General features: G+C 59.7%; 13 protein-coding genes and 2 pseudogenes. 4 read left to right on the top strand and 11 right to left on the bottom strand.

Going from position 1 to position 14,926, the window contains the following annotated elements; genetic code table 11:
- Positions 1–69: 69 nt before the first annotated feature.
- Positions 70–1,089, top strand: a complete 1,020-nt coding sequence (locus FHT70_RS01605; protein ID WP_183698449.1) for an AraC family transcriptional regulator — start codon at positions 70–72, stop codon at positions 1,087–1,089.
- 146 nt (positions 1,090–1,235) lie between these two features.
- Here FHT70_RS01605 and FHT70_RS01600 read toward each other — a convergent pair whose 3' ends face one another.
- Positions 1,236–2,570 carry an aspartate aminotransferase family protein gene (locus FHT70_RS01600; protein WP_183698448.1) on the bottom strand — a complete coding sequence of 445 codons (1,335 nt, stop codon included), beginning with the start codon at positions 2,568–2,570 and terminating at the stop codon, positions 1,236–1,238.
- Positions 2,571–2,709: 139 nt separating this feature from the next.
- Here FHT70_RS01600 and FHT70_RS01595 point away from each other — a divergent pair, with 139 nt between their 5' ends.
- Positions 2,710–3,258 (top strand): cupin domain-containing protein, encoded by a 549-nt coding sequence (locus FHT70_RS01595; protein WP_183698537.1) that lies wholly within the window; start codon positions 2,710–2,712, stop codon positions 3,256–3,258.
- Here FHT70_RS01595 and FHT70_RS01590 read toward each other — a convergent pair.
- Positions 3,255–4,037 carry a pyrroline-5-carboxylate reductase gene (locus FHT70_RS01590; RefSeq protein ID WP_183698447.1) on the bottom strand — a complete coding sequence of 261 codons (783 nt, stop codon included), beginning with the start codon at positions 4,035–4,037 and terminating at the stop codon, positions 3,255–3,257. The genes FHT70_RS01595 and FHT70_RS01590 overlap by 4 nt on opposite strands.
- 346 nt (positions 4,038–4,383) lie before the next feature.
- On the opposite strand from FHT70_RS01590, the gene FHT70_RS01585 reads away from it, so the two are divergent.
- Positions 4,384–5,223, top strand: a complete 840-nt coding sequence (locus FHT70_RS01585; protein WP_183698446.1) for a hypothetical protein — start codon at positions 4,384–4,386, stop codon at positions 5,221–5,223.
- Positions 5,224–5,469: 246 nt separating this feature from the next.
- Here the strand turns inward: FHT70_RS01585 and FHT70_RS01580 are convergent, their stop codons facing one another.
- The 4 genes and pseudogenes from FHT70_RS01580 to FHT70_RS30180 form a co-directional block, all read right to left on the bottom strand.
- Positions 5,470–6,054, bottom strand: coding sequence for a TadE/TadG family type IV pilus assembly protein (locus FHT70_RS01580; protein WP_183698445.1), 585 nt, complete (start codon positions 6,052–6,054; stop codon positions 5,470–5,472).
- A gap of 1 nt (position 6,055) precedes the next feature.
- The gene (locus FHT70_RS01575; protein ID WP_183698444.1) at positions 6,056–6,586 is read right to left on the bottom strand and encodes a TadE/TadG family type IV pilus assembly protein; all 531 of its coding nucleotides are present in this window, start codon (positions 6,584–6,586) and stop codon (positions 6,056–6,058) included.
- Positions 6,583–7,917, bottom strand: a complete 1,335-nt coding sequence (locus FHT70_RS01570; RefSeq protein WP_183698443.1) for a TadE/TadG family type IV pilus assembly protein — start codon at positions 7,915–7,917, stop codon at positions 6,583–6,585. The genes FHT70_RS01575 and FHT70_RS01570 overlap by 4 nt, the downstream gene beginning before the upstream one ends.
- A gap of 195 nt (positions 7,918–8,112) precedes the next feature.
- Positions 8,113–8,486 (bottom strand): annotated as a pseudogene (locus tag FHT70_RS30180) (carbohydrate ABC transporter substrate-binding protein); the annotation flags it as partial.
- Between the two features lie 369 nt (positions 8,487–8,855).
- Between FHT70_RS30180 and FHT70_RS01560 the strand changes: the two are divergent.
- A pseudogene (locus FHT70_RS01560) lies at positions 8,856–11,373 on the top strand (EAL domain-containing protein).
- Positions 11,374–11,427: 54 nt separating this feature from the next.
- On the opposite strand, the gene FHT70_RS01555 reads toward FHT70_RS01560, so the two are convergent.
- The 5 genes from FHT70_RS01555 to FHT70_RS01535 form a co-directional block, all read right to left on the bottom strand.
- Complete coding sequence (locus tag FHT70_RS01555; protein WP_183698442.1) at positions 11,428–12,138, bottom strand: RNA polymerase sigma factor; 711 nt, start codon at positions 12,136–12,138, stop codon at positions 11,428–11,430.
- A 27-nt stretch (positions 12,139–12,165) separates the two neighbouring features.
- The gene (locus FHT70_RS01550) at positions 12,166–12,486 is read right to left on the bottom strand and encodes a cupredoxin family copper-binding protein (protein WP_183698441.1); all 321 of its coding nucleotides are present in this window, start codon (positions 12,484–12,486) and stop codon (positions 12,166–12,168) included.
- 7 nt (positions 12,487–12,493) lie between these two features.
- The gene (locus FHT70_RS01545) at positions 12,494–13,015 is read right to left on the bottom strand and encodes a DUF4142 domain-containing protein (RefSeq protein WP_183698440.1); all 522 of its coding nucleotides are present in this window, start codon (positions 13,013–13,015) and stop codon (positions 12,494–12,496) included.
- A gap of 98 nt (positions 13,016–13,113) precedes the next feature.
- A complete protein-coding gene (locus FHT70_RS01540) occupies positions 13,114–13,461 on the bottom strand; it encodes a DUF488 domain-containing protein (protein WP_183698439.1) in 348 nt (115 codons plus the stop codon).
- A gap of 204 nt (positions 13,462–13,665) precedes the next feature.
- Entirely contained in the window at positions 13,666–14,712 is a 1,047-nt protein-coding gene (locus FHT70_RS01535; RefSeq protein WP_183698438.1) for an aldo/keto reductase, read from the bottom strand.
- Positions 14,713–14,926 lie beyond the last annotated feature (214 nt).

Here is a 14,926-nt window from a genome sequence, read left to right as displayed (position 1 = left end):
CATAGACGGCAGGAGGAATGAATGAGATGATACGCTTGTCACTTGCGGTCATCTTTTGCGAGGTCACGAATGTCCGCTAGCTCCGATTGGCATGCCCCTGGCAACCTGGTCCAACCGTCGGGAGTAGCGAATGTGTCTTTTCGGGCAACCGTGCAGAACGGAACGGACGCGGATCAGCTCGCAGAAGCATTGTCAACGCCGACATCCAAGATAAGCGTTTCGGCGGAAGGCACGACGCCCATTGGATATCGCTGCAATTTCATCTCGATGGAAGATGTAAGCGTCGCCGATTGCTCTTACGAAGGTTCGATTTCCAGCAGGCGAGACGGGGTCGCCGATAAACTTTCTATATTCCTGCCGACACAGGGGATGATGTTGTTCGGCGGCAAGCGGGAGCCGATATATTCGCTTCCGGGTCGCGGCGTAATCCTGGAACAGGGCGCCGTCAGGGGAACGAGGATCGTCGGCCCCCGCCGTCATTTCTGCCTTTTCATCGACCGCGCCAAGATCGCTGCGCAGCTTACCCATATGTGCGAGCGGACGATCAGCGGCGATGTCGGCTTCCGCACCGACATCGATCTGACGGCCGGTCCGGGGTTTCTCCTGCAGCAACTCGTCTCCAACCTCCACAGCGGCCTCAGTGGCAACGGCTTGCTGCAACGCTCACCTCTTGCAGTCAAATCGCTCTGCGATGCAGCGGTGTACCTGCTTCTGGAGACATGTCCCCATCACTATTCGGAGGAACTGGCGCGCTCCGCGCCTCTCCCGGCCCCGCGTCATGTGAAATGGGCCATGGATTTCATGCAGGAACATATCGCGGAACCGATCTCGCTCAGCGAAATCGCCATGGCGGCCAAGGTAAGCGTTCGAACTTTGCAGCAGGGCTTCCGTCAGTTCAGGAACACCACTCCCATCGCCTATCTGCATGAAATCAGGATGGCTGCCGCCCATCGCGATCTGCTAGACTCAGACGGAACCCAGGCCATCGCCGAAATCGCGCTGAGATGGGGGTTCACCCATCTCGGGCGATTTGCAGCCGACTACCGGAAGCGTTTCGGCCTGTTGCCGTCACAGACCGTGAAGCGCTAACCTCGCTCAAGGATTTCAGCTTGGCCGGAGCCGCCGGCATACGATCCCGATGTGAAAATCTGTTGGATTCCGCAGATCTCGTCGAAGGGGAACCGTTCGAAGAGCCCGTCGGCGATCATTGCGAGAGCTCCCAGAGCCGGGTGGGATTATGCCGCGCGCTTCAGCGCATCGCCGATCGTCGAGACAATCGTGTCGATCTGGTCCTTCTCGACGATCAGCGGCGGGGAAAGCGCGATGATGTCGCCGGTCACACGGATCAGTAGGCCCCTCTTGAAGCAATCGACGAAGACGTCGTAGGCACGGGTTCCAGGTGCCCCGTCACGGGGAGCGAGTTCGATTGCGCCGACCAGTCCGAGATTGCGGATGTCGACGACGTGAGGCAGGCCTTTTAACGAGTGAAGGGCTTCCTGCCAGTGGTCGGCAAGCTCGGCTGCGCGCGTCAGCAGGCCTTCCTCCTCGTAGATTTCGAGGGTGGCAAGGCCGGCGGCGCATGCGACCGGATGGCCGGAATAGGTATAGCCGTGGAAGAGTTCGATCGCATTGTCAGGTCCGACCATGAGTCCGTCATGGACCTTACGGCTGGCAAAGACTGCGCCCATCGGGATGGCGCCGTTGGTCAGGCCCTTTGCCGTGGTGACGAGGTCAGGCACGACGCCGAAATAATCCACCGCGAAAGCTGTGCCGAGACGGCCGAAGCCGGTGATGACCTCGTCGAAGATCAGCAGGATGCCGTGCTTGTCGGCAGTGGCGCGCAGCTTCTCCAAATAGCCTTTCGGCGGAAGCACCACGCCCGCCGATCCCGACATCGGCTCGACGATGACGGCGGCGATGGTTTCGGCGCCGTGCAACTGCACCAGGCGTTCGAGATCGTCGGCCAGTTCCACCCCATGGGCTGGAAGACCCTTGGAAAAGGCATTACGCTCGATGTCGAGCGTGTGGCGCATATGGTCGGCCGGGATTTGCGGGAAGACGCGGCGGTTGTTGACGAGGCCGCCGACGGAAATGCCGCCGAAGCCGACTCCGTGATATCCCTTCTCGCGGCCGATGATGCGCGTGCGTGTGCCCTGGCCGATCGCGCGCTGATAGGCGATAGCGATCTTCAGAGCTGTATCGACCGATTCCGAACCGGAGCCGGTGAAGAATACACGGTCGAGCTTGGCGTCAGCCCCGCCCGGCGCGGTTTCGGCGAGCTTCGCGGCGAAATCGAAGGCGATCGGATGGCCCATCTGGAAGGTCGGGGCATAATCGAGGGTGGCAAGCTGGCGCTCGACCGCCTGGGAGATCTTCTTGCGGCCGTGGCCGGCGTTGCAGCACCAGAGCCCGGCCGTGCCGTCAAGAACCCGGTTTCCGTCAACGTCGGTGTAGTACATGCCTTCCGCGGCGGCCAAAAGGCGCGGCGTGGCCTTGAACTGCCGGTTGGCCGTGAATGGCATCCAGAAATTTTCGAGTACGGGCGCGTTCGTTTTGTTCATCTGATCCATTCTGGCCTCCTTGGGATGGGTCGAGAATGATGATTTCTCCTTTGCAAACAAGTCCTTTTCTTTACCGGCGCAAGTTGTTGAAATATATTGGCCCATGCGACACATTTTAGATATTCTGAACAACGCAAACGGATCCATCATGTCAGTCGATATCGGCAGTCGCCTTCGCCATCTTCGCATCGCCCACAAGCTTTCCCAGCGCGAGCTCGCCAAACGCACCGGTGTGCCGAACTCGACGATCTCGCTGATCGAATCGAACGCCTCCAATCCGTCGGTTGGAGCCCTGAAGCGAATTCTCGACGGCATCCCCATCGGGCTGGCGGAATTCTTCGCCTTCGAACCCGAACGCCCGAAAAAGGCTTTCTACGCGGCTGAGGAACTGGTGGAGATCGGCAAGGGTGCCATTTCCTACAAGCAGATTGGCGAAACCCTGTTCGGGCGCAGCCTGCAGATGCTTAAGGAGTGCTACCAGCCGGGTGCCGACACTGGAAAAATTCCTCTTGTCCACGAGGGAGAGGAGGGCGGGATCGTGCTCTCGGGAAGGCTCGAGGTCACGGTCGACGACGAACGACGCGTGTTGGGGTCAGGTGACGCTTATTATTTCGAAAGCCGGCGCCCGCACCGGTTCCGCTGCATCGGGCCGGTGGCCTGCGAGGTTATCAGCGCCTGCACGCCGCCTACTTTTTAGTTCCTGCCCTCGATGCGGGCGAGAACGCCGTCGAGCGCTTCGGTCAGCGCCGCGATGCCGCCCTTTTTCTCGAAGTCGGTCAGAACCTGCTCGTTCAGCCCGCCCCTGGTTGCGAATTCGCGGCTCAGCGTGCTGAACGGCTCGGCGCCGGGGCCGCTTGCCCTTTGCGCCAGGCTCGCGAAGAGAGGGGCGATGTAAGCATTTGCTTTCGCTCTTTCGAGGCCGCTCGTTTCCAGCCAGACGCCGACCGTTTCCATGATTCCGAAATAGGCGGACATCGTTGCGCTTGCGGCTGCGAGAAGGTCGTATTCCTTCCTTGACTGACATTGGACGGCTGTCCCAAGCGTGTCGAACAGCGCTGCGACCGTATCATCGGGCGGATAGATGGCGGTGACGCCCTGGCGCGTTGCGACGAAAGGCAGGGGGATCGCCTGCACGAGATGCACGTCGGCGCCGATCCAGTCGAGGAGGGCATGGCGCTCCGTCGCCGCCACGACGCTGACGACCGTCTGTCCCGCCCTGAACGACAATTCCCGGACGACCTCCTCGGCGACCTGCGGCCGTATCGCCAGGAACACCATGTCGCTGCGATCGACGACGTCCTGATTGTCCTTGGCAATGTTCACGGCTGAGAATGCGTCCGCCAGCGTTTCCGCGATGTGGGCGCTTCGTGGAGAGACGTGAATCTCCAAGGCATAGGCCGGATCAGCGAGAAGCCCGCGAACCATCGCCTCGGTGATAACGCCGGTTCCGACAAATCCGATGCTTTTGATGTTCACCTGATCACTCCTTAGCTCTAAGCGGTCCAGCGCGACATCCATTATGGCGGCGACAGGTGAGGAGCGGAAGCCCTGCTCCGTAAGATCGGCCGAACGGATTGACCGGTTAGGCCGGATCTTTCCAGTCTGACGGCGCCTTTGAGTTGTGGCGCGATCCGCTCGCAGCGACGGGGCGCATTCATGCCGTCATCGACAATGCCGCATCCGCATCTACGCCGGGGACAGCTGGGCCTGAGCTAATCTAAGGGCGCGACGCATCGCCTGGGCGATGATCCCGCTTTCGTTTGGTACGCCATATGTTTACAAGCGGAAGGTGTAAAGAATCGACCGAACGGAGGCATTGATCTTGCATATCGTGCGTCGCGCGCTGTTGGGGTCTCTATGGGGCCTGATCGGCTGGAAACCTTCTTTTGCTATCGACACCCGCCCGGAAGCAATCACCCGGGAGGAGGCGTCGTCGGTGACACCCCGCCATGTTCTCTGTTTTCTCGGGAGAGATCGCGACCTCAGCCGCTTGTCCCAAGCGGCGGCCAAAGCGGTCGGTGATTTCGCCACCGGCTTCAGCGTCGATGAGGATTATTCGCAGGCAGAGCCGGATGACCGCATGAACCGGTCATTCGACGTCTGCTGGGATCGGGTCGAGCCCGATGCCTGGAACGAGGCGGACGAGAAAGCCGTCGCCGATCATCAATCCGTCCTCTACGTCCTCGGGCCGAGCATGACGCATGCAGACACCGTCAAGGTGTCGATGACGGCGCTGCGTCTCGTCGAGCGGCTGATCGAGGCGGGAGCGGGTGCCGTCAAGGGCGAAAGCGCCGGCATCGCACATGGGCTCGATCGATGGAGAGCGCTGATCGGCCAAGGCGCCGAAGCGCAGAATGCCGGCGATCCGCTCGCCCAGCAGCGCATCGGGCGGCTGGCTTTCGCGAAGCGGCCGCTCTCGGCGCGTGGTTATCTGGAAAGCGTCGGCTTCCATCTGGTGGGGCTGCCGGAGGTCCATGTGCCGGAGACATCAGGCAGCGAAAGCCAGGTCATTGCCATTATGGATGCAGTTGCCGACGAGATCGGCAAGCAGGGTCTCGATCCGACGCTCAAAGCGCGGGGCGCAAGCCTCTCCTTCGATTCCAGCTATGACGTGGATGAGTTCAAGTTCAATCCCTACGGCATCGTCAAGCTCGCGGGGTGAACCGGCTCGGGGTAATCGGCCTGCGACAGGGTGAAGCGCTGGATCGCCGTTGCAGCGACGCGCTCATATGCATGTCATTCACTCGTTCTGCTGTTCGAATGTCTTGGCAAGCTCTCCATAGTGGCGCGCTGATCCCGCATTCTTCTCGGTCGAAGGAGGCCGGCCGAGGCGGTGCGCAATGCATCATCGTCGGCGTGACGGCAAGCGGCCGGGGACCTGATAATCCACCGACCACGAACATTCAGTCTAGTTGTAACTGATCGTGTCGCTCACGCGCGGGCGATTGAAGAAATGGTGGTCGAAGCTGTAGCCGTTCTGTCCGGTGAAGTTCGAGAAAAACGCCGACACCGGTGTCGTCAATGTGTATTGCACCCGCGTCAGCACGACCTGGACGCCCGTCTCCTGGATCTTCGCCGGTATGTCGATCGCGCTTGTCGTCCCAGAGGCAAGCGACGAGGTGTTGAACGCGGCGGACCAATTGACGGTCGCCTTGCCGCTATTGTCGACATCATTGACCGTGACCGTAATCGTCAGCCCGGTGGTCTCATAGGGCTGGAGGATGAAGCTCGCGCCTGAAAGAAGCTTGGTGACGTCGGTCTTCGCCCAGGTGCTCTGCTGCGCGATCATATCGCCTGTACTGGAAGCGATCTCGTCTATCTTGCGGCTGACGGTGAGGGCATGGCCAAGATCGACGGTGCCGAACAGCAGCACGACCAGGATCGGCAGCACCAATGCGAATTCCACGCCCGAAGCGGCCGTGCGGTCGCAGGCGAGGCGACCGATGCAGGATCGGGCGCGGCTGAGAAGGGGGAGGTTCCGTTTCATGATCATCTCAGAAGGGCTCATTGCGAAACAGAGCGGAGGACCCAAGGAGATAGCGGCCGTCCGAAAGCTTGGCGCTCGACAGGCTGAAGAAATTGACCGAGGCTTCCCATGGCAGAAACGCCTGTACCAGAATGTAATCGCTGCCCTTGCCGATATCATAAGTCTCGGTGACGGCTAGATTGCCGCTGTCGTCGATCGGATCGGCGCTGGTAGCGGACGACAGGTCGGAAAGCACGCTGACCTTGACGACGAGGCCGCTCGAGCAGCCGAAAGACAGAAGCATGTCGTCGCAAATTTTGCTCTTGAAAGTGGCCAGTGTGATCTTCGATGATGCCACCTCGCCGGTGCGGATCATCCGGGAGATCTTATGAACGGAAGCGTCCAGCGAGGAGTTGACGAAGAACATCAGTGACACTTCAATGATGCCGAAGATCATGATGAAGAGCGGCAGGGCCAGGATCGCAAATTCGATCGCAGCCACCCCCGTGCGATCGCCGAGCAGGCGGCGAAGCAGTGCAAAGCGGTTTCTTGCGGTCATTGGGTCAGCCGGACGGAAGAGAGATATTGAGTGAAGAGCGTCGACAGGCCCGCTGTGATTTCCGTCGACGACGATGCCGATATGAACAGGCTCTTCGACGATGCGCAGTCGGCAAGTGCGTAGGGAATATAATCGCGTCTCGTAATGCTGGTCGACACGCCGCTGTCCATGGTGCCGCCCCAGGTGCTCTTCCAGTTGGCGCTCGCCATGGTCGAGCCGACGGTTGCGTTATAGCCCCAGTCCGTGGTGATCGGCAGATATTCGGTGTAGAGCACGGCCATCGTGTTCGACTGGTTCTTCAGATAGTCGCACCAAGCGGGATTGAGGGGCGCTACCTTGGGCCAGTATTTTGAGCCATTCGTCACCCATTCGCGCTGTGATTGGACGCCGTCCGTCAGCAGGAGAACCAGCTTGAGCGGCGAGCCCGAGGAGGTTCCGTCCCCTCCGGCGCCGACTTTCTTTTTGAGCGTCGCAAGAGAAACGTCGAAATAAGTGGCGGCCTTCGAGGTCGCGCTGGTGAGGCCGTAGCTGCTGTCGGCGAGGCGGGCGCGCGCCGTATCCGTGCTCAGCGTTGGGGCGAGAACTTCTGAAAGCGTATCCCCGAGGCTGTATAGCCCGACCTTGATGCGTTCATGATTCTCGTCGGATTCGTCGATCATGTCGAGCACTTCGCGCACGGCGTCGCCGGCGACATCGGCGCGCAGCTTTATCTTCTTTTCCTTGCTGTAGTCATAATTGGTCGCGTATGTCGTCTTGCCGATGGTGTGCGAATCACCCGTGTGGCAGGCGAACTGGCATTTGATGCCGGTATACATGGTCGACTGACCTGACGTCGTTGCCGCCAGCAGCATCGACGGCGAGGTGTCAATGACGATATAGACATTGAGATAGGACGTGGCGGGGCCTTTGACGGCGCTTGCCACGCTGACGGGGACGGTCTCGATGTTGGCGATCTTCATGAATGTCGTCGGAACGGTGCCGTTCGCCGTGGCCGTAATGTTGTGGTTCACGGTATCGATGTCGATATCGCTGAGCGTGTAGCTGTTGTCCACCTGTGCATGGAACCAGTCGGAAACCTTCTCCTTGAGAGCGTCGGTGTCCTCGGTGTTGTTGATCTGCTTGACCGCTGCGATCAGGGCCGCGTCGAGATCGCTCTGCATCCTCTGTCGAACATTATAGCTGCGAATATAGTCGAAGCTCGCGCCGACGGCGACGAGCATCGGTACGAGGCTAAGGGCGACGACGATCGCGACGTTGCCGCCTCTGTCACTTTTGAGACTGCGGAGGGCGCTCGTAATTCGAGCAAGCGAGTATGAAAGAGCCAACTTCAAAACACACCATGACGCAAGACAAAAAATAGCAAAAGAAAGATGTATCTGGAAAACTTGAGCGTTTGTTAATTTCCCAATTTCCGGTAGAAGATGCACCGTCGGCACACCGTTTGCTGCGCTTATTGGACATGGTTGCGAATTATGGATATTCGCTACGTTGCCGGCGAATGCGGAGGAGCCTCTCTCAGCGCTGCATCAGCAGTCTTGCAGGCGTCTTTGAACCTCTTGCGAAAACATGGTCCTGTTGTTGAAAAAGCCTCCTACCACAGCAATCCAGCCATCCGACATCTGGGTCGGCATGGCCTGCGACTGGGCGCTGACTTCACCGTTCTTGGCCTCGATCATCTCCAATCCGAGCTTGCCGCAATGATCGAGCCCGCCGACGTCGGTGCGAAACGGCAGCGATCCCTTGAACCGGCTGAACGAGACCTGATTGTCGCGGTCGAGCACCATGCGGGCGGAGGCTTCCTGTGTTTCGACAGTGCCATCCCGATGATCGACTTGCCGGGAACGAGGCTGCAATCGAAATCCTCGCCGACGCTGTAGCCGCGCGCCGCAAGCTCGCCCTTGCCCAGTCGCCCGCCGGCTACGCGTCCCAAGCTGTCCCGCTGAAACCCTGTAAGTCTTCCCGCAACAAAAATGAAAGACCGAGCGGACGGGATTTTGCAGACGAGACTATCCACTTTGCGCGCGGACGATCCGTATCGCGCGCCGAAAATTGCAGCGCCGCCACAGACGGAGCGATCTCTTAATTTTCTGACCGCAGTGTTCCGGGTCGAGCGACGTGCTTGATGTAGCGGATCCTCGCCCCTCAAATGACTTGGGCGGCTTTCTTGGAAGAAAACTCAGCCGGTGGATGAGATATCCGGTTGTTACTCATGGTGAGTAAACGCATGACGAAGTCCTCGTTCCAGTCGCCTCGGCAGCCCACTCTTCTTATGCAAGATGGAGAGGGCGAGGGAAAAGGAATGCAACATCAGGACGTCGCAATCGACCGGAAAGCGCTTCTCGACGCTTTGCTGGGGCCATTTCCGCTTCCGCTTTTTTACAAGAACCCGCAAGGCCACTATCTCGGCTGCAACAAGGCATTCGAAGATTTTTCCGGCTACCGACGTGAAGAGATCATCGGGAAAACCGATTTCGATCTAACTTCGAACCATCTGCCTGAACTCCATTTCGTCGATAACGCGGCGCCCCGCGAGAGAGGCGTAGCCCAGCACTCCGAACGAAAGATGCTCACCGCGAACGGTGCGGTACGGGACGTCGTTTTCAACAAGGCCGTGTTGCCAGGGGAAAACGGTGCTCCGGCCGGCCTGATCGGCGCCCTTGTCGATATTACCGAGCACAAGCAGGCGGAGCAGGAGCTCAGGAAGGCGCTCGAATTCGCGGAAGGTATCCTCACCGCCATCCCGGATGTTCTGTTCGAGGTGGATGAGGACGGCCGCTATCTCCAGGTCTGGACAAGAAACCCGGAACTGCTGGCCCAGCAGAAGGAGATGCTGCTCGGCAAGACAGTCAACGAGATTCTTGCGCCGGAGCAGGCAGCTATCGCGATGGAGGCTCTTCGCACGGCCGGCCAGGAGGGAGTTGCCTACGGCCGATGCATCTGCATCGCCCTGCCGAGCGGCGAAACGCGGTGGTTCGAGCTTTCCGTGGCGAGACGACCGAGCGCCGATCCGACCACTGCCACCACGCTCCTGGCATTCTCGCGAGATATCACTGAGCGAAGACGGGCTGAAGACGCCATCAATTCCGTGCGGACGCAGCTGCTCAGCGTGCTTCAAACCATGCCCGACATGATCTGGGTCAAGGACATGGATGGATTCTATATCCTGTGCAACCACACCTTCGAGCGGCTGACCGGATTGACGGAAGCCGAGGTTGTCGGAAAGACGGATTTCGATCTGTTCGGTATCGAAAGGGCTCGATTTTTTCTGGAATCGGACAAGGCGGCGATCAAGGCTGGCGAGTGCATCTTCAGCGATGAGGAGTGGGTGGTTTCGCAGGAGAATGGCCAATCCATTCTTCTTGAAACACGCAAGGTGCCGGTCATGGATGCGGCGGGAGAGGTCGTCGGGGTTCTTGGGGTGGCGCGGGATGTGACGGAGCTGAATGCCTCGCGCCAGAAGATCCACCAGATGGCCTTCTATGACCCCCTGACCTCGCTGCCGAACCGGTCGCTGTTCAACGATCGGCTGCGGCAGATGATCACCTCGGCCGGATCGCGGGGCCAGCGGGCAGGCGTGATACTGATCGACATCGATCATTTCAAGGTGATCAACGACACGATGGGCCATCCCGTCGGCGACGATCTGCTCTGTCAGGCCGCCGCGCGCCTCAATGCGAGCGTGCGCGATTACGACACTGTCGCCCGTCTGGGCGGCGACGAGTTTGCCATCTTGCTGCCCGATCTCAGGCAAGGCGACGATCTCGGCCGCATCGCCAGCAACATTCTCGAGAAGTTCAAGGATGGCTTCCTGCTGGATGGCAAGGAGGTTTTCATTTCCTGCAGTGTCGGCATCGCGCTCTATCCTGCTGACAGCGCCGACGCCAATGACCTGGTGAAATACGCCGATTCGGCGATGTATCTCGCCAAGCGTTCGGGGCGAAATAATTTTCGCTTCTATTCCAAGGACCTGACGGCGAATGCCGAGGAACGCATGCGGCTGGAATCGGAATTGCGGCGAGCGATCGAGCGCGAAGAGCTGGAACTGCACTACCAGCCGAAGGTGCTTCTGGACAGCGGCGCGATGGTCGGATCCGAAGCCTTGCTAAGATGGCGTCACGCCGAGATGGGGATGATCCCTCCCGACCGTTTCATTCCGGTCGCAGAGGATACAGGCCTGATCGTCGAGCTTGGGCGATGGGTGCTGGGCGAAGCCTGCCAGACCGCGGTCGAATTGAATGCCGGCAGCCAGGCGCCGCACAAGGTGGCGGTCAACTTGTCGGGCAAACAATTCCAATTCGCCGGATTGGTAAAGTCGATCGCCGAGATTCTCGGAGAGACCGGTTGCCGCGCCGAATGGATCGAAATCGAAATCACCGAAAGCCTTCTCCTCGATCAGAAGGACGAGACTGCAAACGCTCTCTGAACTTCGCAGCATGGGATTTTCGATCGCCATCGACGATTTCGGCACCGGCTATTCGGCGCTGAACTATCTGGCGCGCTTTCCGATCGACACACTGAAGATCGACCGGTCCTTCATCAACAGCGCCGACAGGCGCAATGAGGAACTGGTGAAGGCGATCCTCTCGATCGCGCGCTGTCTCGGCCAGAATGTCGTGGCGGAAGGGGTCGAGACCGCCGAGCAGGCTGCCTTTCTCGCCGCAAACGGATGCGGCTCGGCGCAAGGGTTCCTTTACAGCAAGGCAGTGCCGAAAGCGGATATCATCGCTCTCAGACTGCGCTCTCCGGTCGGCGGCTCCAGCGCGAGCGAGATGTGGCCTCGCGGGTGAGCGAGCCCGTCTCTCACCTGCCGCGTCGAAGCACGCGCGTGCTATTGCCCGATATCACGCTGTCTGACGAAGGGTTGCGATGACGCGGTCGCCCATGGAGGCACAGCGGGCGCCGTCGAAGGGGAACAGCGCCGAGAATGCGCCGGAGAGCTGTTTCTCGATCGATTGGCGCATCAGCTTGCGCGCCCGATGCAGCCGGGTCTTGGCGGTTTCGGGTTTGATGCCGAGAAAGGATGCGGCCTCCTCCGTGCTCATGCCCTCGACCTCGCGAAGCACGAAGATGGCGCGAAATTCGTCCGGAAGGTCGTCGACGGCCTGTTCGAGAAGATGCCGCGCCTGGCTTCGCGACAGCTCACTTTCCGGATCGGTTGCGGAGAGCGAGGAAGGAAACGGGAGGACTTCGCCGCCCCCCGATGTCGTCTGCATGTCGATTTCCTCAAGCCCGGTGGTGTTCTTTCGTGCGCGCACGCGGCCCAGCGCCTCGTTTAGCGTTATCCGGGTCAGCCATGTCGAAAGCGCGGCCTCGCCGCGGAATGTCGCCAGATTGGTGAAGGCCTTGACATAGGCGGCCTGCACGACGTCTTCGGCTTCCCAATCGCTGCGGATGATGGCGCGCGCGGTGCGGAACAGGCGCTGGTTGTGACGTTGGACAATGGCGCGGATGGCGGGCTCGTCACCCTGCTTTGCAAGGGACACGAGCTCGGAATCGGCGAGTGCTGATATATTCTGCCGGCGTCGCGCGACCGGAACCGCAATGGCTGTCATGCAAATCTCCGCATTCGGAGCCCGGCCTTACGGCCGGACGTCCAGTTTGCCCGTCATGGCGGGATGAAAGCGGCAATAGAAATCGACCGCTCCCGTCCGGCCGACCGTCATCCGCGCCTCCGATTTCGGCGGCAGGTCGACATCGAAGCTCTTGTCGCGAGCCGTCGCCGTATGCCGGAATATATCATTGTTTCGCCAGACGATCACATCGCCGACATGCAGCTCGGCAGGCGGCGCGCCGAATTTCATGCCTGCGATGGTGACCTGATATTCCGCCGCTGAAGCGACCCCGCTGCCTGCCCAGAGCAGCACCAACAACAGCGGCAGCAATTTCATCAGCGATCCCATCGCGACCCTACTTGATCATCGAAGCGAGATGCTCGGCATGCGTCTGGTGTTGCTTGAACAGGGTCAGGCCCGTTTCCAGCAGCGATTTCAGCTCCTTGTTCTGAGCCGACGGGATCAGCACCTTGGCAAGGGCATCGTTGACCGACTTGTGATAAGCGACTTCGTTTTCGACATAGGCCTTGTCGAAGGCAGCGCCGTCGAGGGCGTCAAGCGTCTTCAGTTCCTTGCTCGCCTGGGCCGAGAGCGACTGGCTGATCTTGTTGTCCTCAGGCGTCACTTTCAGCTTCTTGACGAGGGCGAGCGCCTGGTTGTTGACGGCCTTGTGGTCGCGCTCCATGGTTTTGGCGAATTCGATGACCTCGGCGTTCTTGCTCTTCTTCAACGCTTGCTCGGCGGCGGTGACATCGATCTGCCCCGCCGTATAGGCGATGTGGGCGATCTGAGGATCGGTCGGCTTGGCGTCGGCGGCGATCGAGGCGGTGCCGAGCGACGCCGCGATGAAGGTTGCGCCGAGAATTCGTTTCAACATGATCTGTCTCCTTATGTCGGATGGAAGCGAGCATTGGATGCAGATCGCTCGAAAAGGTTCCCGAGAAATTTCGAAGCAGGAAGTGATTGCCGGCCGCTTCAGTCTTCGCCGATGAAACGCTGAAGCACGATCGCATGATTGTAGGCTTGGTCTTTCGCCGCATAGAGAAGCGTGGCATCCGATTGCCCGATCCGGCGTTCGAGCTCCTCTACGGCTGATGAGTTCTTTTTGAGCTCGTCCCGGTAGCGGCGTTGAAATTCGTTCCATTTGGCGGGGTCATGGCCGAACCATCGGCGCAGCGCCGGGCTCGGCGCGATGTCCTTCAGCCAGACGTCAACGGCCGCTTCCTGCTTCTTCAAGCCGCGCGGCCACAGCCTGTCGACCAGAATACGCGTACCGTCCCGGTCTTCTTTCGGCTCGTAGATTCGTTTGATGTGCAAGGTCATTGGCCAATCCGTTAAGCTTCAAAGCTCACTCCGATCGAATACGCAGGCGCAGCGATTGGTTCCGTCTCGGCCCTAACGTTGTGTACAGTCGCAAAGATCGACGTTCGGCATGGCCGCGTCGCCGACAGATCCGAATGCGCAACCGCAGCGCGCCATGACTGGGTTTGGCCGAGGACGTGATCGGGCTCTTTCCCATTAGGTATGTCAGCACGCCCTACTACTCGATTTTTCATCTATGGGCGCATCACCTCGCATCAAGCCAAGCGATTTCAAGTCCTCCCACAGTTCGCGAGGGATAGGTCTGTTCCGCGCGCGGTCGTTTGACGCCACCTGGTCAATCGACTGGCCACCCGGGATGACGGAAACGACAGCCGGATGAAAGAACGGAAAGTTGAGAGCCGCGTCTGAGAGAGCGACATTGTATTTCAGGCAGACGTGCTCGATGCGCCGGACTTTGTCGAGGATGTGTGACGGGGCGTCAGAGTAATTATATTGCGCGCCGGCGACCGGGCCTGTCGCCAATATGCCGGAATTATATGGCCCGCCGAGCACGATGCCGATATTGCGGGCGACGCACATGGGAAGAAAGGTTTCCAACGCCTCCTGCTCGAGCAGAGTGTAGCGTCCGGCAAGCAAAAACAGGTCGAAGTCGCCACGCTCGGCAAGCGCCTGACACATCTCCCACTCGTTTATTCCGCCGCCGATGGCCTTCACCACTCCTTGGTCGCGGAGTGAGGTCATGGCCTGATAGCCACCGCTCATGAATTGCTCGAGATAATGGTCGCAGGCCGCCTTGGTGCCGTGATTGAAGACATCCAGGTCGTGCACGAACAGAATATCGAAGCTGTTGAGCCCGGTGCGCTCGAAGGACGCTTCGAAAGATCGCATGACGCCATCGTAGCTGTAGTCAAAAACCTCTCGGCGACTGGGCGTATCGAAGAATTTGCCGATGCCGGTCCGCTGTTCGGGTTGGCAGACCTTGAGGAGCCTGCCGACTTTTGTCGACACGACGTAGTCTTTACGCTGCTTCGTTGCCAGGAAGCGGCCAACCCGCCTCTCGGCGAGGCCAAGCCCGTAGAGCGGCGCGGTGTCGAAGTAGCGGATGCCGTGTTGCCAGGCCGCATCTAAAACCGCTGCCGCCTCCTCATCTGTTATCGCCCGATAAAGATTGCCGAGTGGTGCGGTGCCGAACCCGAGTTCGGTAAAGGTAAGCCCGCCGTCTCCCCTGCGGTCCCAATGTCGCGTCTTCATGTCAGCTATCCGCATCCCATATTCGTTTGCCGCTCGTGCTCGACACTGCAGTCTAACCAATAACGCTTCCGGGTGGAATCGGAGCTAAAACGAGGAACCTTGGCCTGCGATGGCCCGGGGCAAGGGCGCCAACCCAGCAAGGATCCGTAGAGGAGCGTGATATCTGGTGCATCAGCCGGTGAATAGGGCATCCAGCTGCCCGATTTAACGAAGC

The sequence above is a fragment of the Rhizobium sp. BK049 genome (genome assembly GCF_014193135.1).
Lineage (GTDB): Bacteria > Pseudomonadota > Alphaproteobacteria > Rhizobiales > Rhizobiaceae > Rhizobium.
Note: the sequence above shows the minus strand (reverse complement) of the source record. Positions and strands in the feature narration are given on the sequence as shown.

Bases quoted from the DNA above. Each gene is read 5' to 3' on its own strand.
- FHT70_RS01605 (WP_183698449.1), top strand. From the start codon at position 70: ATGTCCGCTAGCTCCGATTGGCATGCCCCTGGCAACCTGGTCCAACCG.
- FHT70_RS01600 (WP_183698448.1), bottom strand. From the start codon at position 2,570: ATGGATCAGATGAACAAAACGAACGCGCCCGTACTCGAAAATTTCTGG.
- FHT70_RS01595 (WP_183698537.1), top strand. From the start codon at position 2,710: ATGTCAGTCGATATCGGCAGTCGCCTTCGCCATCTTCGCATCGCCCAC.
- FHT70_RS01580 (WP_183698445.1), bottom strand. From the start codon at position 6,054: ATGATCATGAAACGGAACCTCCCCCTTCTCAGCCGCGCCCGATCCTGC.
- FHT70_RS01575 (WP_183698444.1), bottom strand. From the start codon at position 6,586: ATGACCGCAAGAAACCGCTTTGCACTGCTTCGCCGCCTGCTCGGCGAT.
- FHT70_RS01555 (WP_183698442.1), bottom strand. From the start codon at position 12,138: ATGACAGCCATTGCGGTTCCGGTCGCGCGACGCCGGCAGAATATATCA.
- FHT70_RS01550 (WP_183698441.1), bottom strand. From the start codon at position 12,486: ATGGGATCGCTGATGAAATTGCTGCCGCTGTTGTTGGTGCTGCTCTGG.
- FHT70_RS01545 (WP_183698440.1), bottom strand. From the start codon at position 13,015: ATGTTGAAACGAATTCTCGGCGCAACCTTCATCGCGGCGTCGCTCGGC.
- FHT70_RS01540 (WP_183698439.1), bottom strand. From the start codon at position 13,461: ATGACCTTGCACATCAAACGAATCTACGAGCCGAAAGAAGACCGGGAC.
- FHT70_RS01535 (WP_183698438.1), bottom strand. From the start codon at position 14,712: ATGAAGACGCGACATTGGGACCGCAGGGGAGACGGCGGGCTTACCTTT.